Below are 18748 nucleotides of genomic sequence, written 5' to 3'. Positions count from 1 at the left end.
TACCTCTGGCGCCCTATTCAACAATCTGTGTCCAACAACAAAAACAGTGCTGGCTAATAATAATGAACACAGAAAACAAGGCTTGGCAACCGTTAATAAATCCCGCAGATCAGTGCCAACACACTGATTTCGAACCATTAAAAACTGACACTTCGATCAGTTCTCGCCATTTAGCAACTGCGCTTTTCCCCTGCCCTTGAATATTGATTGAGCCGAACCACGCCCGAATGATTTTCGGCGGGTGTTCCGGGCTCGGCATACCGATTTCAATTCGCTTTACGACGAGGAAAACAACAATGTCTCAAACCACCGACCGTCTCTGGGGTGCCCGCTTCAAGAGCGGCCCGTCCGAAGCCCTGGCGGCCTTGTCCCGTTGCCCCGAGCGTTACTTTCGCCTCACCCCGTACGACCTCGCCGGCTCGAAGGCGCATGCCCGGGAATTGCAGCGCGCAGGGCTGTTGAGCGAGCAGGAAACCCAGACCATGCTCGACGCCCTGGAGCGTATCGGTGATGACTTCCGTGCCGGCAGCATCGCGCCGACGCTGGACGACGAAGACGTCCACACCTTCATCGAGCGCCTGCTGACCGAACGCCTCGGCGCACTGGGCGGCAAGCTGCGCGCCGGCCGTTCGCGCAACGACCAGACCGCCAATGACCTGCGGCTGTTCCTGCGTGATCACGTGCGCACCCTGGCCGTCGAAGTGCTGGCCTTGCAACAAGCGCTGGTGGATCAAGCCGAGCAACACATCGAGAGCATCTGCCCGGGCTTCACTCACTTGCAACAGGCGCAGCCGATCGTTTTCGCGCACCACTTGTTGGCCCACGCCCAATCGATGCTGCGTGACGTGCAACGCTTGGTGGACTGGGACGTGCGCACTTCGCTGTCGCCACTCGGTGCCGCAGCCATGGCTGGTTCTGCGATTGCTCGCTTGCCGCAGCAGTCGGCCAAGGAAATGGGCTACAGCGGTGTTTGCGAAAACTCCATCGACGCCGTGGCCAGCCGCGATCACGTCGCCGAGTTCCTGTTTATCGCCAGCATGCTCGGGATCAACATTTCCCGCCTTGCCGAAGAATTCTGTCTGTGGTCGTCGCGGCAATTTCGCTGGGTCGCACTGGACGATGCCTATGCCACCGGCAGTTCGATCATGCCGCAGAAGAAAAACCCGGACATCGCCGAACTGGCCCGGGGCAAGGCTGGCCGCTTGATCGGTAACCTGACTGGTTTGTTGTCGACGCTCAAATCCCTGCCGCTGTCGTACAACCGCGACCTCAGCGAAGACAAAAATGGCGTGCTCGACAGTGTCGACACCCTGCTGCTGGTGTTGCCGGCCATGGCCGGGATGGTCGCGACCATGAAGGTCAACGTTGAAGAATTGCGTCGTCAGGCACCGCTGGGCTTCACCCTCGCCACCGAAGTGGCCGACTGGCTGGCGGTGCGCGGTGTGCCGTTCAAGGAAGCTCATGAAATCACCGGCGCATTGGTCCAGGCCTGCGAGAAACATGACATCGAGTTGTGGGAAGCGTCCCCGGCGCTGCTGGCTGAGATCGATCCACGTCTCAAGCCTGAAGTGCGCGACAGCCTGACCCTCGAAGCCGCCATCGCCGCCCGCAGTGGCTGGGGCGGTACCGCGCCGCAACAAGTGCGCGAGCAGATCGGTCGACTGAAAACCGCCCTCGCCGCCCAGCAACAATGGACCGAGAACTATCAGGGTTTCCGTCTCTGAATCAACGCCACCAAACCTGTGGGAGCGGGCTTGCCCGCGATAGCGGAGTGTCAGCCAACATTGATGTTGAATGTAATGCCGCCATCGCGGGCAAGCCCGCTCCCACAGGGATTGTGTTGGAAATGAAAGACAACACGCGCCGTCTTGATTGAGCGCGGCGTACGGAGAAACAACATGAGCCAGACTCAGGCAGAACGACTCCAGGCGGAGCGCAAACTGGCGGAAAACCAGTTCGATATCACCCAGTACCAGCATGTGCCACGGCGCTATTACGGGCGGATTTTCTTCGCCACGGTAATCGTGATTGCGATTGTCGGCCTGGTGCGGGCCTTCGCCGAAGGCAAGATCGAATGGTCGTACATCGGCCAGTTCCTCACTTCTCAGGCAATCATGTGGGGCCTGCTCAACACCATCGTCATGGCGGTGCTGGCGATGGCGCTGGGCATCGTGTTCGGGGTGATCACCGCGATCATGCGCATGTCGGCCAACCCGATCCTGCGCTATGTGGCGCTGACCTACACCTGGCTGTTTCGCGGCACGCCGCTGATTCTGCAGCTGCTGCTGTGGTTCAACCTGGCGCTGATTTTCCCCACCATCGGCATCCCCGGTGTGTTCGAAATGGACACCGTGAGCCTGATGACGCCCTTCGTGGCCGCCCTCCTCGGCTTGAGCATCAACCAGGGCGCCTACACCGCCGAAGTGGTGCGTGCCGGCCTGCTCTCGGTCGACACCGGACAGTACGAAGCCGCCAAGTCGATCGGCATGCCGCGCCTGCAAGCCCTGCGCCGGATCATCCTGCCCCAGGCCATGCGGATCATCATTCCACCGGTGGGTAACGAGTTCATCGGCATGGTGAAAATGACCTCCCTGGCGAGCGTCATCCAGTACTCGGAACTGCTCTACAACGCCCAGAACATTTACTACGCCAACGCCCGCGTGATGGAGCTGCTGATCGTCGCCGGTATCTGGTACCTGGCCACCGTCACTGTTCTGTCCTTTGGTCAAAGCCGTCTGGAGCGTCGTTTCGCTCGCGGCGCCGGCAAGCGTTCTTGAGGAGCCCCACATGAGAAGCATCGTCAAGGCCGTGAGCCTGAACAAGTACTACGACCATTTCCACGCGCTCAAGGACATCAATATCGAGGTCGAGCAAGGCGAGGTGTTGTGCATCATCGGCCCGTCCGGCTCCGGCAAAAGCACCCTGCTGCGCTGCGTCAATCAGCTGGAAAAAATCGACAAGGGCGGCCTGTGGGTCGACGGCGAACTGGTGGGTTACCGCATCGCCGGCAACAAACTGCACGAACTCAACGAGTCGCAGATCGCCCGTCAGCGCCTGGCCACCGGCATGGTGTTCCAGCGCTTCAACCTGTTCCCGCACATGACTGTGCTGCAAAACATCATCGAAGGGCCGTGCCAGGTGCTCAAGCGTTCGCCCAAAGAAGCGCACGAAGAAGCCTTGGAATTGCTCGCTCGCGTCGGCCTGGCCGACAAGCGCAACAGCTACCCGATCGAACTGTCGGGCGGTCAGCAACAACGGGTGGCGATTGCCCGCGCGTTGGCCATGCGACCCAAGCTGATGCTGTTCGATGAACCCACTTCGGCACTCGACCCGGAACTGGTCGGTGAGGTGCTGTCGGTGATGCGCGATCTGGCGCAAACCGGCATGACCATGATCGTCGTCACTCATGAACTGGGCTTCGCTCGCGAGGTTTCCAACCGCATGGTGTTCATGGACGAAGGACAGATCGTGGAGGCTGGAAGCCCCGAAGAAATACTAATAAGTCCGCAAAACCCACGCACCCAAAGCTTCATTTCTGCCGTTCGAACCTAAGCGCCAGTCTCAGAAATCAAGAGCTGCGTAACAACACTCATAAGAGAACGACCATGAAGAACTTCGTTATTCCAGCAGTAATCGCAGGTGTTATGGCTTCCAGTTTCACCTGGGCCGCCGAGCTACCGGCCAGCATCAAGGACAAGGGCGAGGTCGTGGTAGCGATCATGCCGAACTACCCGCCGATGGATTTCAAGGACCCGGCCACCAACACCCTCACCGGGCTCGACGTTGACCTGGGCAACGCCCTGGCCGAGCGGCTGGGCGTGAAGATCAAATGGCAGGAAACCGGCTTCGAGCAAATGATCAATGCGCTGACCACCGACCGCGTGGACATGGTGATGTCGGGCATGACCGACACCGCCGAGCGCCAGGCCAGTGTGACCTTCGTCGACTACTTCACCAGCGGTCCGCAGTTCTACACCTTGCAGAAAAACAAGGACACCAACGAGATCATCGACCTGTGTGGCAAGAAAGTCGGTACCAGCCGACGTACGACCTTTCCGGCGGAAATCGCCGAGTGGAGCAAGGCCAACTGCGAAGCCGCCGGCAAGCCTGCGATCAACGTGATCGGCACCGAAGGCTCGGCCGACGCCCGCGCGCAACTGCGTCAAAGCCGTATCGACGCGGCCATGCAAGGCAGCGAAACCCTGCCGTACCTCAAGACCCAGGAAAAGGACATGTACAAAACCGTGGGCCTGCCGATTTCCAAGCAGTTCACCGGGTTGGGCGTGAGCAAGAAAAAGCCTGAGCTGAGCGAAGCGGTGAAAGTGGCGATGCAGAGCATGGTCGATGACGGCAGCTACCAGGCGATCTTGAAGAAGTGGGACCTGGAACTGGGCGCGATCAAGACGGTGACCATTAACGCCGGGAAATAATGCTAGCCCCGTAGGAGCGAGGCTTGCCCGCGAAAGCGATTTGACAGGCGACATAGATGTTGAATGTGCCGGCCTCCTCGCGAGCAAGCCCGCTCCCACACTAACTCTGGGTCGATCACAATTTTGTGGCCCACCGAAAAACCTGTGGGAGCGGGCTTGCCCGCGATGGCGGTCTGTCAGGCGACATAACTGTTGAATGTGCCGGCCCCTTCGCGGGCAAGCCCGCTCCCACAGGGTCTGGCGTTTACTTATAAATAGTTGGAGCACCACATGTCCTCCTCGCTACAACCCACCTGGCCCAATCAGCACGCAGCCTGCCTCGCCCTGGCCTTCGACCTCGATGGTCCCACCGGCGATGCCATGCTCAACGGCTCGATCTGGCGCAAGCCCGAGTACTTTGGTTTCGGTGGTTACGGCCCCTATCGGGCGCTGCCGCGGATTCTCGATGTGCTGGATGAGTTCCGGATCCCGACGACATTTTTCGTCCCGGCCTGGGTCGTGGAAAACTGGCCGAAACAGTGCCAGGCGATTGTCGAGCGCGGACATGAAGTGGCGTACCACGGCTACAAACACGAATCCTTTTACGCCCTGACGCTGGATCAGCAGAAGGACGTGATGCACAAATCCCGCGAGGTGTTCTGGAAACACCTGCACATCCGCGCCGAAGGTTTTCGCACCCCGTCCGGTGACTGGCGGGCCGAAACGCCGGCCATGCTGGTGGAAGCAGGCGTGACCTATTCCAGCAGCATGCGCGGCGATGATCGGCCGTATCTGGTCAGCGTGCCGGGCTTCGATACGCCGCTGGTGGAAATCCCCGGTCGTTGGGAAATGGACGACTACGCCTCCCTCGCCTACACCCGCGCGCCAGACTTTCCCTCGGGACTCGACCGCACCGCCAGCTACGCGCTGACCCTCGACAACTGGTGCCGCGAGTTCGACGGCGCCATGGATGAAGGGTTGTGCCTGACCACCCTGTTCCACCCCAAAATCACCGGCAAACCGGGGCGCATCCTGCTCCTGGAAAAACTCTTCGAACACATGCGCCAGCGCGATGACGTCTGGTTCGCCACCTGCCGCGACGTCGCCCACTGGTGGCTGAAGGAGCATCACCATGGCTGATTCCACTGTCTGGCCCAACGGCTACCGCTGTGCCGTGGTGCTGACCGTCGATTACAACGACATTCACGGCATCCTCACCCAGGCGCCGGAAGTCGCCGGACGCGACAAGACCTTATCGGTGTGGCGCTACGGTACCCAACGCGGTGTCGAGCGTTTGCTCGGTTTGTTCGAAGAACTGGGGGTTTCCAGCAGTTGGTGCATCCCCGGCATCGTCGCCGAGGAAAACCCGCAGCACGTCCGGGCGATCCAGGCCGGCGGGCATGAAATCGCCTGCGCCGGGTATCGCCATCAAAACTACGACAACCTGACGCTGGCCGAGCAAAGTGCCGAGGTCGCAAAAGGTTGCGCGGCCTTGAGCGCGCTGACCGGTCAGCGTCCGACAGGCTTTCGCATCCCCGCCGGCAACGGTGCGCCGGGCTTCATCGAGGCGTTAAGGGAGCATGGCATCCGCTGGGACTCGTCATGGCGCGGCGATGATTTGCCCTTTGCTCACCCGACGGCGCCAGACGTGATCGAGCTGCCGTTGCACTACGAACTGGAAGACGAACCCTACTTCGCCTTCAACCTCAGCCCGGCGGTGCCACCGGCGCAATCGCGCATCGCCTCCTACAGCCATACCTTAGGCAACCTGCAAATGGACTTCGCCGGGTTTCATCGATTCGGGCTGTGTTACGTGCTGCGGCTGCACCCGGAGATCATCGCCACGCCCGGGCGGATCGGTGTGTTGCGCGAATTGCTGCAAAGCATTCAACAGCACGACGATGTATGGATCGCAACTGGTGCCGAAGTCGCTCAATGGTGGGCCGAGTCGGCAGCGCCCGTGACCGAGGATCACCCGGCGGCGGTGTACGAACGTCATTATCGGGATTACGGGGTATGAAAGATCAAGAGATCGCAGCCTTCGGTAGCGCCTACGATGGGGTCATGCGGATGGAGCGGTTGGCGCAGTTTTGTGTGGAGACTCGCTTCGAAGATTTACCACCCGCATTGGTAGCGCAAGCCAGGCGACACATCCTCGACACTTTCGGCGTAACCCTGGCCGGGGCTGGCAGCGATGTGGCGAAGCAGGCGCGTCAGGTTTTCGAGGGTGAAGCCGGCAGCACGTTGGTCTGGGGCACCGATCAGCGAGTCGGCGCAGCGCAGGCCGCCATGCTCAACGGCATCGCCGCGCATGCCCTGGAGCTGGACGACACCGGCGGCTGCGACCACTCCGGCGCGGTGGTGCTGCCGGCGGTGATGGCCGCTGTGTCGATGTCTGAAAGACCGATAAATGGCCGCGAGTTGATCACCGCTGTAGTGATCGGCTACGAAATCGGCCGTCGGGTACTCGAAGCCTGCGGCAGTTACTCGGCCCACAACGGCGCCGGTTGGCACTCCACCGCGACGTGCGGGGTGTTTGGCGCAGCAGCGGCCAGTGCGCGGATTCTGGGGCTGGATGCGCAGCAAACCCTGGCGGCGCTGGGCATCGCCGGCAGCTTCAGCGGTGGTCTTTGGGCCTTCATCCATGACGGCTCGCAAAGCAAAAAACTCCATAGCGGCCGGGCCGCCGAAGGTGGACTGCTGGCGGCGCGGTTTGCTCAACAAGGCATCACCGGGCCGACAAAGCTGTTCGATGATGTCTGGGGCGGTTTTCTCAAGACCCTCGCGGCGGATACCGCCGTGCCCGAGGCGCTGGATGCCGAACTGGGCCATGTGTGGAAGCTCGCCCGCTGCTCGATCAAGCCCTACGCGGCATGCCGGGGGACGCATTCGGCGATCGATGCATTGGGTCTGTTGCTCGATCAATTGCAGGTCAGCGTGGATCAGGTCGAAAGCGTTCAGGTTTCGCTGTGCGGATTCCTTCAGGACATGTGTGGCGGTCAGGACATCAATAGCCTGCCAGCGGCACAAATGAGCCTGCGCTATGCCCTCGCGGCCCGGCTGGTCCATGGGCATTGCCGGTTGGTAGCCTACGACGATGAACAGCGCCACCATCCGCGGATCGCTCACTGGATGTCGCGCATTCGCCTTGAAGTCGACCCGCTACTGTCGGAGGATGGCGAGCCTGTGGTCAGCCTGCAGACCGTGGACGGTCGGCACGCGAGTTTGTGTGTTGAGGTGCCGTTGGGTGCGCCGGGGAATCCGCTGAGTGATGAAGCGCTGGAGGAGAAGTTTTTCAGCCTGGCTGGGCGGGTGATGCCACGACAGCAGGCCAGTCAATTGCTGGAACAGTTGTGGCGTCTGGAAAGTTTGAGTTCTGTCGAATCACTGGAGCAATGGCTGAACACACCGTGATCGTTCCCACGCTCTGCGTGGGAATGTCTCACCGGACGCTCTGCGTCCGCTCTTGGGACGCGGAGCGTCCCTGGCTGCATTCCCACGCAGAGCGTGGGGAACGATCAACAAACTGAATAAGGACATTTGCCCCACCGTGGCTACTTACTCCCTCGTTATTCGCCGCTTGATGATCGTTTCGCTGACCATCGTCGTCAGCCGCGCCATTACCAGCCCATTGCTCACCCTGTTTCTGAGCAACAAACTCGGCCTCAACCAACAGGACGTCGGCCTGTTGCTGGGCATCGCGGTGTTCATCGCCACCCTGCTCGCCCTTTACGGCGGTTACATCATCGACCGCCTCGAAAAGCGTCGGCTGCTGATTCTCGCCATGCTCTCCAGTGCCATCGGTTTCTTGCTGCTGACCTTCGCCGAAAACCTCTACCTGACCACCGCCACCCTGGTGATCACCGAAACCGCCTCGGCGCTGTTCCTGATCGGGTCCAAGGCGATCCTCAGCGAAAACCTGCCTGTGGGCCAACGCGCCAAGGCTTTTTCGCTGCGCTACACGCTGACCAATATCGGCTACGCCACCGGCCCCATGCTCGGCGTGGTGATCGCCGGCGTGTATCCGATTGCGCCGTTCCTGATCGCCGGCGGCATCGCATTCTTCAGTATTTTCCTGATGAGCGGGATTCCCAAAGACCCGGTCCAGACACCCGCCATCGGCCAGCCCCAGAGTTTCCTCAGAACCCTGATCACCCTGAAGAACGACCGCACGCTGATCATGTTCACCTGCGGCTGCCTGCTCAGCGCCGTGGTGCACGGTCGTTTCACCCTGTACCTGTCGCAATACCTGCTGGTCACCCAAGACACCAAACGTGCCCTGGAAACCATGGCCGCCCTGCTCGCCTGCAACGCCATCAGCGTGATCCTGCTGCAATACCAGATCGGCCGGTTTCTCCAGCGCGAACACCTGCGCTACTGGATTGCCGGTGGCACCAGCCTGTTCATCCTCGGGTTGATCGGTTTCAGTCTGGCCGATAGCCTGGTGAGCTGGTGCGTAGCGATGTTCATTTTCACTCTCGGCGAAATGATCATTTACCCGGCCGAATTCCTGTTCGTCGACACCCTGGCCCCGGAAGAACTGCGCGGGAGCTACTACGGCGCGCAAAACCTCGCGGCCCTCGGCGGTGCGCTGAGCCCGGTGATCTGTGGCTATCTGCTGTTGCACACGCCCGCGCCCACCATGTTCTATGCCCTGAGTGCGTTGACGGCAATGGGCGGTTTTCTCTGTTTCATGAGCGGTCGGCGGGTGGCGATACCGCAAAAATAATGCACTGAAGCTGCATTAATATGAATTTGTCAGCATCAGGATTGATCGGCACACTGTGCGGCGTTCCTCCCCCAATAGTTGGAACTCTTTCAAGGGCTTTCTGGGTATCCCAGCTAAGCCTTTTTTTTGTCTCGATTTTTATACGGACCGTTTGCCTCATGTTTGCTCGCTGGTTACCTGCCGCCATTAATACCCGTCCTTCAGAATGGAGCCGCGCCGCTATCGGCATGGCCTTGGGGACGATGTTCAGCGTCTGGCTCTGCGGCAAGGTGTTCGGCATCGACGTGGCGCTGCATCTGATCGGTCCGTTGGGGGCCTCGGCGGTGCTGTTGTTCGCCGTGTCCTCGGGTGCGCTTGCCCAGCCGTGGTCGATTCTTGGCGGTTACCTCTGCGCGGGGGTGGTCTCGCTGCTGGTCGCTCACGTGCTCGGACGCACCCTCGGCAGCGCGTGCCTCGCGGCGGGCATGGCACTGATTCTGATGTGCTGGTTGCGTTGCCTGCACCCACCGGCCGGTGCCTTGGCGTTGCTTATGGTGGTGGCAGACCCGGCGACCATCGCCATGGGGTGGAAAGCCCTCGGCCCGGTGATGCTCAGCGCCTCGACGATGCTGCTCAGCGCACTGGCATACAACAATCTGACGCGCATCCGTTACCCCAAACGCGCCAGCGAACCGGCGCCGCTAATGATGCACGCCACCGACAGCCAGGCAATCACCGCCGCGGATCTGAAACTGGCCCTCGCCGACATGGAGGCCTTCTACGACGTCACCCCCGAAGACCTCGAACAACTGATCCATGCCAGTGAGTTGCATGCCAAGCGCCGTAGCATTGGTGAAGTGCTGAGCAGTAGAGCCTAATGGAAGCGGCAGGCTTTTGTGGCGAGGGGGCTTGCCCCCGTTGGGTCGCGAAGCGGCCCCAGAACCTGCTATCGAGTTTTTCCAGGCATACCTCATGACCTTATCTGCGACTGCTGCGCAGTCGAACGGGGGCAAGCCCCCTCGCCACAGGATTCACTAGGCAGCAGATTGCTGCTGCACCGGCACCGCCAGGCTCACCGCGCGCACCGACGCCCCGGCACTCAACCCCAATGTTTTCGCCGTTTGCGCATCGACGATCAAAGTACCGGCGGCGACTCGCGCCGGTGCCGCCGTAATCCGGCACTCGGCAAACTGGCGGTTGTGAATCAGGTACGTCGCCGCCTGCTCTCCTGGCGTACCAATGCTCAGTTGCAGCACCTGACTGTCGCGCACCGCACGAATGTCGCCGGTGGCGCATTCGATCAGCGGCCCGCCATCAAAGATATCGATGTAGTCCCGATGCTCGAAGCCTTCCGCCTTGAGCATGCCCAGTGCCGGTTCGGTGTTGGGGTGCACGCGACCGATAACCGCTCGCGCTGCCTCAGGCAACAGGCAGGTCGGCAACGGAAACTTGGGCATCAGTTCGGCGATAAAGGTTTTGTTGCCAAGGCCCGTCAGGTAGTCGGCGTCGGCGAAATTCATCTTGAAAAAGTGCCGCCCCAGACCTTCCCAGAACGGTGAAACACCCTCTTCGTCCGAATAGCCGCGCATCTCTGCAATCACCTTGTCACCGAAGTGCTGACGAAATTCCGCCAGAAACAGGAACCGCGCCTTCGACAACAAGCGGCCATTCAGACCGCTGCGGTGATCGGCATGCAAAAACAGCGAACACAGTTCCGAGTGGCCGGTCATGTCATTGCCGAGGAACAACGTCGGCAGTTGCTGATTGATCCCAAGGTTTTTCGACGCGGCAACAAATAGGCCCAGTCGATAGTTGTACCAGGGCTCGCGCAAACCGACAGCGCCCGCCAAGGCACAGATGCCGACCGCTTCTTGATGGTCGTTCTCCAGCACAAACAGGTAGTCGGCATCGCCGCGCTCGGCCTCGCCTGCAAAGGTTTTCGCCGCCCATTCCAGACGCTGGCTCAAACGCGCCGCATCGGCCGGCAAGGTGGTCAAACCGGTCCCGGCGCTATGGGCCAGGGCCAACAGTGCCGGCAAATCTGCCGGTGTTGCAGGACGGACGATCATCGCACTTGCTCCTGGGCAGACTGATGTTCAGGCAGCCGTTTAGATAAATAGACTTCGGCCAACATGCAGCGAGCGCTGCCGCCACCGATGCGTTCGATGGTGTCGATGTTCACCGGCAGCGGCGTAGTGTGGGTTTCGATCAAACGACGCTGATCGGCATCCAGCGATTGCCAGGCCGTGCGAGACATCACCAGCAAGGGTTCCCCCGCTGTGGTGTGGACTTCCAGCATGTTGCCGGCGAACGACTCCAGTTGTGCCCAGTCCAGGGCAATGACCTTTTTACCGCTGTCTTCCAGCCGTGAACGCAGGGCTTGGCGTTCAGCTGGGTGAGCGACAGACGCCAGGCAGGCAATGGCCAGCCGCGTGCCGACACTCATCATCACGTTGGTGTGATAAATCGCCACGCCTTGGCGGTCCACCGCATTGAAGGCGCACAGCTCGTAACCCAAATGGTCGACCAGTTGATCCAGCGCCCGAACGTGGGTACGCGTGGAATAGCCGGCGTAACAAATCCGCTGCTGTCGATCCAGCACCATGCTGCCAGTGCCTTCGAGGAACACTTCCTGCTGTTCCAGGCTGGAAAGATCCAGCAACTGCTCGACCCGGTATTCGTCCCGCAGCCAGTCGAGCACACCCTTATCGCGCTCCAGACGCCGGTTGTGGCCCTGCATCGGGTACAGCACCAACGTGCCGTCGGGGTGGCTGCTCCACCAGTTGTTGGGAAAGATCGAATCGGGGGTGTGCGGGGCTTCGAGGTCGTTATGCACCAGCACTTCGACACCGTGGCTGCGCAGCGCGGCGACGTAGCCGTCGAACTCTTGCAGGGCCTTGAGCTGCACGTCCTCGGACACACTGGCCGGGCGCTGGAAACGGTTGTTCGCCGCCGTGTCCTGATTGAACGAGAAACGTGTCGGGCGAATCATCAAAACGGTATTGGTGGTTTGCATGGGCACAGATTCAATGAGGGTTGAGAGGCACTCATTGTCTGTTTCGGCGATGGAAAAACCCGGTTGTTAAGGGCTTTGGGGATGATGGAAATGGCTGAAGATTTTGTTCCATTCAGCCGATTCGGCGAGGCTCGGGAATCGTCAATCCCGGCATCTGAACACACTACAAAACCACTGTGGGAGCGGGCTTGCTCGCTCCCACAGGGGATTGCGGTGCTCATTACTCCATCGTGGTCTTGACCATCGCCAGTTCCGGATGGCTGACCAGCTTATCAATGTGCAATTCCGGGTCATCAAACCAGACTTCGGTCAGCACCCGGTAATGCTCCATGTCCCGGCAACGCATGCGCAGGCTGTAGTCGAACGCGCCGCTGATCAAGCGACATTCCAGCACCTGCGGACAACCACGGACCTTGGCCTCAAAAGCCTTTTGCGCCGACCGCCCACTCTGGTTCGACAACGCCACCAACACCAGCAGCGACAGCCCCGGTGTCAGTTTTTTTTCATCGAGAATCGCGCCGTAGCCACGGATAACCCCGAGCTGTTCGAGTTTGCGCACCCGTTCCAGGCACGGCCTGGGCGTCAGGTGCACGCGCTCGGACAGCTTTTGATAAGTGATGCGCCCTTCGTGGCGCAGCACTTCGATGATGGCCTGATCGATACGATCAAGCACAATCGACATATCGCGGATATCCGCCATGTACGTCTTGCCTCACTTCAAACGACCCGATAGGAATTGCTGTAAACGTTCACTCTTTGGCTGGTCGAGGATGGTTGCGTCACCTTGCTCCTCGACCCGCCCCTGATGCAAGAACAACACCTGGCTGGACACCTGCCGGGCAAAGCCCATTTCGTGGGTCACCATCAACATGGTCCGGCCTTCTTCGGCCAGCGCCTGAATCACCTTCAGCACCTCGCCCACCAGTTCCGGGTCGAGCGCCGAGGTCGGCTCGTCGAACAACAGAATCTCCGGTTCCACGGCCAACGCCCGGGCAATCGCCACGCGCTGTTGTTGCCCGCCGGACAGAAACGCCGGGTATTGATCGGCCACCCGTTGCGGCAAACCGACCTTGTCCAGATACGCCCGCGCGCTGTCTTCAGCGGCCTTGCGGCTGACACCCAGTACCCGACACGGTGCCAGTATGATGTTTTCCAGTACGGTCAGATGGCTCCACAGATTGAAATGCTGGAACACCATCGCCAGGCGTGTGCGCAAACGCTGCAACTGCGCCGGGTTGGCGACTCGCATGCCGCCAGCGCCCGGGCGAGTGATGACGCGCTCACCGTCCAGTTCGATGGCGCCCTCGTCCGCCCGCTCCAGAAAATTGATGCAGCGCAGCATGGTGCTTTTACCCGAACCGCTGGCACCGATCATGCTCACTACATCGCCGGCCCGTGCGTTCAACGAGACCCCTTTGAGCACTTCATTGTCACCAAAACGTTTGTACAGATTTTCAACCGTGAGTTTGTACATGCATAAGTCTCCTGCAACAGCGCCTGCTGCGACGCTGCTCTGGATGAAAAGAGGAATTAGTGCGCCGGCCCGAGGAAGCTCAACCAACGCTTTTCTGCCAGGCGGAACGCGCCGACCAGCCCGAACGACAGTGCGAGGTACAGCAGGCCGGCAATGCCGAAGGCCTGAAAGGTCATGAAGGTCGCGGCATTGGCGTCCCGGGCGACTTTGAGAATGTCGGGGATGGTCGCGGTGAACGCCACCGACGTGGCATGCAACATCAGGATCACTTCGTTGCTGTAATACGGCAGCGCCCGGCGCAACGCCGAAGGCAGGATCAGCCGCAGGTACAGGCGCCAGCCGCTCAAGCCGTAAGCATGGGCCGCCTCGATTTCACCGTAAGGAATGCTGCGAATCGCCCCGGCGAAGATTTCCACGGTGTAGGCGCAGGTGTTGAGCGTGAAGGCGAGCAAGGTGCAATTCATCGCATCGCGAAAGAACGCTTCAAGCAGTGGTTGCGAGCGGACCACGGCGATGCCGTAGATTCCGCTGTAGCAAATCAGCAACTGGATATACAGCGGCGTGCCACGAAACACATAAGTAAACAGCTGAACCGGCCAGCGCAGCAGGCCCCAGCGTGAGGTTCGAAGGATTGCCAGCGGCAGCGAGAGGAAGAAACCCATCACGATGCTTGCCACCAACAGCCACAAGGTCATCGCCAATCCAGTGAGGCTATAGCCGTCGCTGAACAGAAAGGGTTGCCAGTATTCGGCAATCAACTCGATCATCGCGCCATCCCCCGCACGCCCTGGTTATAACGTCGTTCAAGCACACGCAATACGTAGGTCGACGCGCTGGTGATCAACAGATACAGCGCCCCTGCCAGCAGCAGGAAATCAAGCATGTTGAAAGTGCTTTTTCCGGCTTCCTGAGCGACTTTGACCAAATCTGACAACCCGATGATCGACACCAGCGCCGTGGCCTTGAGCAGCACCAGCCAGTTGTTGCCCAGGCTCGGCAAGGCGAACCGCATCATCTGCGGGAACACCACGAAGCGAAAACGCTGCCAGCGGCTCAAACCAAAGCACGCGGCGGCTTCCTGCTGGCCGCTTGGCACGCTGAGGATCGCCCCGCGAAAGGTCTCGGTGAAATACGCGCCGTAGATAAAGCCGAGGGTGACAATACCGGCTACAAACGGATCGATTTCCATGTAAGGCCAACCCATGGCCTCGGTCAGGCTGCTCAGCCAGCCTTGCAGGCTGTAGAAAATCAGCAGCATCAGCACCAGGTCCGGCACGCCGCGAATCAGCGTCGTGTAGAAAGTGGCAGGCAAGTTCAACAGCTTCAACGGCGACAGTTTGGCCGCCGCGCCGAGCAGCCCCAGCGCCATGCTCACCAGCAGTGACAGCGCCGACAATTTGAGGGTGACCCAGGTGCCATGCAGCAACAAGGGGCCATAGCCTTGCAGGGCCGAAAGATCGACCCCGATCAGATTCAGGAAGGAATTCACGCCAGTCACCTGTCTTGAGGCGCCCGTTTGCAAGCGCTGCGCCTGTTACCAGGACGCAGCGTTCGGGCGCGAGGATCAGTTGTTGTAGAGGTCCAGATCGCCGAAATGCTTCTGCTGGATCTGTGCGTAGATGCCCTTTTCATGCAGGGCCTTGATGGCGGCGTTGAGCATGCCTTTGAGTTCTTCGTTGTCCTTGCGCACGCCAATGGCGATTTCCGACGGCACCAGCGGGTCGCTGATGCCTTCGCTGTTCTGGAAGTCCGCTCCTTGCGGCGACGGCAGGAAGCTCATCTGCGCTTGCAGCTTGTCCTGGATCGATGCATCGAGACGTCCGTAAACCAGGTCGGCGTAGACCTGATCCTGATTCTGATAAGCGCGCAATTTCACCCCGCCCGGTGCCAGTTTGGCCTTGGCGTAGGTTTCCTGAATCGTGCCCTGCATGTAACCGATGGTCTTGCCCCGCAGCGATTCGGCGGTGGGCAACAACCCGGAATCCTTGCGGGTGACGATAGCGGTCGGTCCGGCGTACAGACGATCGGTAAAGTCGATCTGTTTTTTACGTGCGTCGGTGACGGTCATCGACGACTCGATGGCGTCGAACTTGCCCGCCTTGAGGGCCGGGATCAGCCCGTCGAAGTCATTGCTGACCCATACGCACTTCACTTTCAGCTCGGCGCAGATTGCGTTGCCCAGGTCCACGCCGAACCCTTGCACGCCGCCATCGGCGGTGGTGGATTCAAAAGGTGGGTAACTGGGGTTCACACCAAAGCGCAGCTCTTTCCACTCTTTGGCGCTGGCGCCGGTGGAGCAGCACAGCAGAGCCAATGCCGGTAAGGTCAGCCATTTGATATTCATCTTCTAGAGTCCCGGATTATTTGGATTTATCGCGGCTTGGCGCCTGCGCCGCACCACACTTTTTGACAGGGGCAGAGAGTCGATGCGGCATTCACCGCAGCCGTATTTGTTGTTGTTTTCGACTGGGTCTAATCAGTCGTTGGGGTGCAGTCCATTCCAGGCGCTTGATCGCAAGTGCTTGAAATGGACCGCCAGAATGCCAATTGCCTGGGGGCCACGGGTGTCGTAAGCCCCTGTCCAGACAGCTCAACTGCGCTGAACGAAGAGCTTTCACAGCCGATTCTGTCGTTGATTGCCGGATGGGGTTAAAGATCAAAGGAAAGAGCTAAAGATCGCAGCCTTCCCTTAAGGCAAATATGCAAACAGCACCTGCACGTATCCCGGTTGTACATCACAAATTTGCACTGATACGATCCAGCATCGCTCGCGCGCGAGCTTCTCTATAAAGAACAATAAAAGCAGGGAGTTAGTGATGACTGCTCAGGTTTCATCCCCGACAACACAGCCCATGGACGCCACGCAAAACGAAGTGTTGGCCGAGGTTCGCAATCACATCGGTCACCTGACCCTCAACCGCCCCGCCGGCCTCAACGCCATTACCCTGGACATGGTCCGCAGTCTGCAACAGCAGCTCGATGCCTGGGCACAGGATCCGCAGGTGCATGCGGTGGTGTTGCGCGGTGCTGGCGAGAAAGCTTTCTGTGCCGGCGGCGATATCCGCTCGCTGTACGACAGTTTCAAAAGCGGCGACACCCTGCACGAAGACTTCTTCGTCGAGGAGTACGCCCTCGACCTCACCCTCCATCACTATCGCAAACCGGTCCTGGCCTTGATGGACGGCTTTGTGCTGGGCGGCGGCATGGGGCTGGTGCAAGGCGCCGATTTGCGGGTGGTCACCGAGCGCAGTCGTCTGGCGATGCCGGAAGTGGCCATCGGTTATTTCCCGGACGTTGGTGGCAGCCACTTCCTGCCGCGTATTCCCGGTGAGCTGGGCATTTATCTCGGCGTCACTGGCGTGCAGATTCGTGCCGCCGACGCGCTCTATTGCGGCCTGGCCGACTGGTACCTGGAAAGCAACAAGCTGGGTACTCTGGACGAGCAACTCGATCAGCTCCAATGGCACGAAACGCCGTTGAAGGACCTTCAAGGTCTGCTGGCGAAACTCGCCGTGCAACAACTGCCGGCTGCGCCATTAGCGGCATTGCGGCCGGTCATCGATCACTTCTTCGCCCTGCCCGATGTGCCGAGTATGGTGGAACAACTGCGTGAAGTGACCGTCGCCGACAGCCATGAGTGGGCCATGGCCACCGCCGACTTGCTGGAAAGCCGTTCACCCCTGGCCATGGGCGTGACCCTGGAAATGCTGCGGCGCGGTCGACACCTGAGCCTGGAACAGTGCTTCGCCCTCGAACTGCACCTGGATCGCCAGTGGTTCGAACGCGGCGACCTGATCGAAGGCGTGCGCGCCTTGCTGATCGACAAAGACAAGAACCCGCGCTGGAATCCGCCAACTCTGCAGGCGCTGGACGCCGAGCACGTGGCGAGTTTTTTCACCGGGTTTGACCAGAGCGGGAGCTGAGCCATGCACGATATCGAATTGAGCGAAGAACAAGTGATGATCCGCGACATGGCCCGGGATTTTGCCCGCGGCGAAATCGCGCCCCATGCACAGGCCTGGGAAAAGGCCGGCTGGATCGATGACGGTCTGGTGGCGAAGATGGGCGAGCTGGGCCTGCTGGGCATGGTGGTGCCCGAGGAATGGGGCGGCACTTATGTCGACTACGTTGCCTACGCCTTGGCGGTGGAAGAGATTTCTGCCGGTGATGGCGCCACCGGTGCGCTGATGAGCATCCACAATTCCGTGGGCTGCGGGCCGGTGCTCAACTACGGCACCGAAGAACAAAAGCAGGAATGGTTGCCGGACCTCGCCAGCGGCCAGGCCATCGGCTGCTTCTGCCTCACTGAACCGCAAGCCGGTTCCGAAGCCCACAACTTGCGCACCCGCGCCGAACTGCGTGACGGCCAGTGGGTGATCAACGGCGCCAAGCAATTCGTCAGCAACGGCAAAAGGGCGAAACTGGCCATTGTCTTCGCCGTGACCGATCCGGAGCTGGGTAAACGCGGCATCTCAGCGTTCCTGGTGCCAACCGAAACAGCGGGTTTCATCGTCGACCGCAGCGAACACAAGATGGGTATTCGCGCTTCCGATACCTGCGCCGTCACCCTGAACAATTGCACCGTTCCCGAGGCCAATCTGCTGGGCGAACGCGGCAAAGGCCTGGCCATCGCCCTCTCCAACCTCGAAGGCGGCCGTATCGGCATCGCCGCGCAAGCCCTGGGCATCGCCCGTGCGGCGTTCGAAGCAGCGCTGGCTTACGCGCGGGATCGGGTGCAGTTCGACAAGCCGATTATCGAACACCAAAGCATCGCCAATATGCTGGCCGACATGCACACCCGCTTGAACGCCGCGCGCTTGCTGATCCTGCATGCCGCGCGCTTGCGCAGTGCTGGCAAACCGTGTCTGTCCGAGGCCTCACAGGCCAAGCTGTTTGCCTCGGAAATGGCCGAGAAGGTCTGCTCGTCGGCGATACAGGTTCATGGCGGGTATGGGTATCTGGAGGACTACCCGGTGGAGCGTTACTACCGGGATGCGCGGATCACGCAGATTTATGAAGGGTCGAGCGAGATACAGCGGATGGTGATTGCCAGGGAACTTAAGCACTACCTGGTCTAAATGATCGTTCCCACGCTCTGCGTGGGAATGCATCCTGTGACGCTCTGCGTCACGTTTGCGAAG

General features: G+C 60.2%; 18 protein-coding genes. 11 read left to right on the top strand and 7 right to left on the bottom strand.

Annotation, left to right across the window (positions count from 1 at the left end; all coding sequences use genetic code 11):
- Window positions 1-296 precede the first annotated feature (296 nt).
- The 9 genes from argH to PSH65_RS15840 all read left to right on the top strand — a co-directional run bounded on the left by argH (window position 297) and on the right by PSH65_RS15840 (window position 9995).
- Window positions 297-1724, top strand: coding sequence for an argininosuccinate lyase (gene argH / locus PSH65_RS15880; protein WP_223484255.1), 1428 nt, complete (start codon window positions 297-299; stop codon window positions 1722-1724).
- A 174-nt stretch (window positions 1725-1898) separates the two neighbouring features.
- Entirely contained in the window at window positions 1899-2777 is an 879-nt protein-coding gene (locus PSH65_RS15875; RefSeq protein ID WP_305426921.1) for an amino acid ABC transporter permease, read from the top strand.
- A 10-nt stretch (window positions 2778-2787) separates the two neighbouring features.
- Window positions 2788-3552, top strand: coding sequence for an amino acid ABC transporter ATP-binding protein (locus tag PSH65_RS15870; RefSeq protein WP_150727267.1), 765 nt, complete (start codon window positions 2788-2790; stop codon window positions 3550-3552).
- A gap of 53 nt (window positions 3553-3605) precedes the next feature.
- Window positions 3606-4430 carry an ABC transporter substrate-binding protein gene (locus tag PSH65_RS15865; RefSeq protein WP_305426920.1) on the top strand — a complete coding sequence of 275 codons (825 nt, stop codon included), beginning with the start codon at window positions 3606-3608 and terminating at the stop codon, window positions 4428-4430.
- A gap of 270 nt (window positions 4431-4700) precedes the next feature.
- Window positions 4701-5549: a polysaccharide deacetylase gene (locus tag PSH65_RS15860; RefSeq protein WP_305426919.1), complete on the top strand. Its 849-nt coding sequence runs from the start codon at window positions 4701-4703 to the stop codon at window positions 5547-5549.
- Window positions 5542-6429, top strand: a complete 888-nt coding sequence (locus PSH65_RS15855; protein ID WP_305426918.1) for a polysaccharide deacetylase — start codon at window positions 5542-5544, stop codon at window positions 6427-6429. The genes PSH65_RS15860 and PSH65_RS15855 overlap by 8 nt, the downstream gene beginning before the upstream one ends.
- The gene (locus PSH65_RS15850) at window positions 6426-7823 is read left to right on the top strand and encodes an MmgE/PrpD family protein (RefSeq protein ID WP_370694692.1); all 1398 of its coding nucleotides are present in this window, start codon (window positions 6426-6428) and stop codon (window positions 7821-7823) included. The genes PSH65_RS15855 and PSH65_RS15850 overlap by 4 nt, the downstream gene beginning before the upstream one ends.
- Before the next feature lie 136 nt (window positions 7824-7959).
- Complete coding sequence (locus PSH65_RS15845; protein WP_305426917.1) at window positions 7960-9138, top strand: MFS transporter; 1179 nt, start codon at window positions 7960-7962, stop codon at window positions 9136-9138.
- A gap of 158 nt (window positions 9139-9296) precedes the next feature.
- The gene (locus PSH65_RS15840) at window positions 9297-9995 is read left to right on the top strand and encodes an HPP family protein (protein ID WP_305426916.1); all 699 of its coding nucleotides are present in this window, start codon (window positions 9297-9299) and stop codon (window positions 9993-9995) included.
- Window positions 9996-10151: 156 nt separating this feature from the next.
- On the opposite strand, the gene astA is transcribed toward PSH65_RS15840, so the two are convergent.
- From astA to PSH65_RS15805, 7 genes are all read right to left on the bottom strand, one after another.
- On the bottom strand, window positions 10152-11186 hold the full coding sequence (astA, locus tag PSH65_RS15835; RefSeq protein WP_305426915.1) for an arginine N-succinyltransferase: 1035 nt from the start codon (window positions 11184-11186) through the stop codon (window positions 10152-10154).
- A complete protein-coding gene (gene ctlX, locus PSH65_RS15830; protein ID WP_305426914.1) occupies window positions 11183-12133 on the bottom strand; it encodes a citrulline utilization hydrolase CtlX in 951 nt (316 codons plus the stop codon). Before ctlX ends, astA begins: the two co-directional genes overlap by 4 nt.
- Window positions 12134-12353: 220 nt before the next feature.
- Window positions 12354-12833 (bottom strand): Lrp/AsnC family transcriptional regulator, encoded by a 480-nt coding sequence (locus PSH65_RS15825; RefSeq protein ID WP_205890769.1) that lies wholly within the window; start codon window positions 12831-12833, stop codon window positions 12354-12356.
- 12 nt (window positions 12834-12845) lie between these two features.
- Window positions 12846-13607, bottom strand: a complete 762-nt coding sequence (locus PSH65_RS15820) for an ABC transporter ATP-binding protein (protein WP_305426913.1) — start codon at window positions 13605-13607, stop codon at window positions 12846-12848.
- A 56-nt stretch (window positions 13608-13663) separates the two neighbouring features.
- A complete protein-coding gene (locus PSH65_RS15815) occupies window positions 13664-14374 on the bottom strand; it encodes an ABC transporter permease (protein ID WP_305426912.1) in 711 nt (236 codons plus the stop codon).
- Window positions 14371-15096, bottom strand: a complete 726-nt coding sequence (locus PSH65_RS15810) for an ABC transporter permease (RefSeq protein WP_305426911.1) — start codon at window positions 15094-15096, stop codon at window positions 14371-14373. The genes PSH65_RS15815 and PSH65_RS15810 overlap by 4 nt, the downstream gene beginning before the upstream one ends.
- 75 nt (window positions 15097-15171) lie before the next feature.
- Entirely contained in the window at window positions 15172-15951 is a 780-nt protein-coding gene (locus PSH65_RS15805) for a transporter substrate-binding domain-containing protein (RefSeq protein ID WP_305426910.1), read from the bottom strand.
- A 472-nt stretch (window positions 15952-16423) separates the two neighbouring features.
- Here PSH65_RS15805 and PSH65_RS15800 point away from each other — a divergent pair, with 472 nt between their 5' ends.
- Together PSH65_RS15800 and PSH65_RS15795 are read left to right on the top strand one after the other, a co-directional pair.
- The gene (locus PSH65_RS15800) at window positions 16424-17530 is read left to right on the top strand and encodes an enoyl-CoA hydratase/isomerase family protein (protein ID WP_305426909.1); all 1107 of its coding nucleotides are present in this window, start codon (window positions 16424-16426) and stop codon (window positions 17528-17530) included.
- Window positions 17531-17533: 3 nt separating this feature from the next.
- Entirely contained in the window at window positions 17534-18685 is a 1152-nt protein-coding gene (locus tag PSH65_RS15795; RefSeq protein ID WP_305426908.1) for an acyl-CoA dehydrogenase family protein, read from the top strand.
- Window positions 18686-18748: the final 63 nt, after the last annotated feature.

Origin of the sequence: Pseudomonas sp. FP603 (assembly GCF_030687415.1) — a bacterium.
GTDB lineage: Bacteria > Pseudomonadota > Gammaproteobacteria > Pseudomonadales > Pseudomonadaceae > Aquipseudomonas > Aquipseudomonas wuhanensis.
The sequence above is the reverse complement of the archived record's forward strand: the minus strand, read 5'-3'. Positions and strand labels throughout refer to the sequence as shown.

What these genes read in the sequence shown, in the direction of transcription:
- PSH65_RS15855 (WP_305426918.1), top strand. Translation starts at nt 5,542, where the DNA reads ATGGCTGATTCCACTGTCTGGCCCAACGGCTACCGCTGTGCCGTGGTG.
- PSH65_RS15795 (WP_305426908.1), top strand. Translation starts at nt 17,534, where the DNA reads ATGCACGATATCGAATTGAGCGAAGAACAAGTGATGATCCGCGACATG.
- PSH65_RS15875 (WP_305426921.1), top strand. Translation starts at nt 1,899, where the DNA reads ATGAGCCAGACTCAGGCAGAACGACTCCAGGCGGAGCGCAAACTGGCG.
- PSH65_RS15820 (WP_305426913.1), bottom strand. Translation starts at nt 13,607, where the DNA reads ATGTACAAACTCACGGTTGAAAATCTGTACAAACGTTTTGGTGACAAT.
- PSH65_RS15840 (WP_305426916.1), top strand. Translation starts at nt 9,297, where the DNA reads ATGTTTGCTCGCTGGTTACCTGCCGCCATTAATACCCGTCCTTCAGAA.
- PSH65_RS15865 (WP_305426920.1), top strand. Translation starts at nt 3,606, where the DNA reads ATGAAGAACTTCGTTATTCCAGCAGTAATCGCAGGTGTTATGGCTTCC.
- PSH65_RS15805 (WP_305426910.1), bottom strand. Translation starts at nt 15,951, where the DNA reads ATGAATATCAAATGGCTGACCTTACCGGCATTGGCTCTGCTGTGCTGC.
- PSH65_RS15800 (WP_305426909.1), top strand. Translation starts at nt 16,424, where the DNA reads ATGACTGCTCAGGTTTCATCCCCGACAACACAGCCCATGGACGCCACG.
- PSH65_RS15870 (WP_150727267.1), top strand. Translation starts at nt 2,788, where the DNA reads ATGAGAAGCATCGTCAAGGCCGTGAGCCTGAACAAGTACTACGACCAT.
- PSH65_RS15815 (WP_305426912.1), bottom strand. Translation starts at nt 14,374, where the DNA reads ATGATCGAGTTGATTGCCGAATACTGGCAACCCTTTCTGTTCAGCGAC.
- ctlX (WP_305426914.1), bottom strand. Translation starts at nt 12,133, where the DNA reads ATGCAAACCACCAATACCGTTTTGATGATTCGCCCGACACGTTTCTCG.
- PSH65_RS15850 (WP_370694692.1), top strand. Translation starts at nt 6,426, where the DNA reads ATGAAAGATCAAGAGATCGCAGCCTTCGGTAGCGCCTACGATGGGGTC.
- astA (WP_305426915.1), bottom strand. Translation starts at nt 11,186, where the DNA reads ATGATCGTCCGTCCTGCAACACCGGCAGATTTGCCGGCACTGTTGGCC.
- PSH65_RS15860 (WP_305426919.1), top strand. Translation starts at nt 4,701, where the DNA reads ATGTCCTCCTCGCTACAACCCACCTGGCCCAATCAGCACGCAGCCTGC.
- argH (WP_223484255.1), top strand. Translation starts at nt 297, where the DNA reads ATGTCTCAAACCACCGACCGTCTCTGGGGTGCCCGCTTCAAGAGCGGC.
- PSH65_RS15825 (WP_205890769.1), bottom strand. Translation starts at nt 12,833, where the DNA reads ATGGCGGATATCCGCGATATGTCGATTGTGCTTGATCGTATCGATCAG.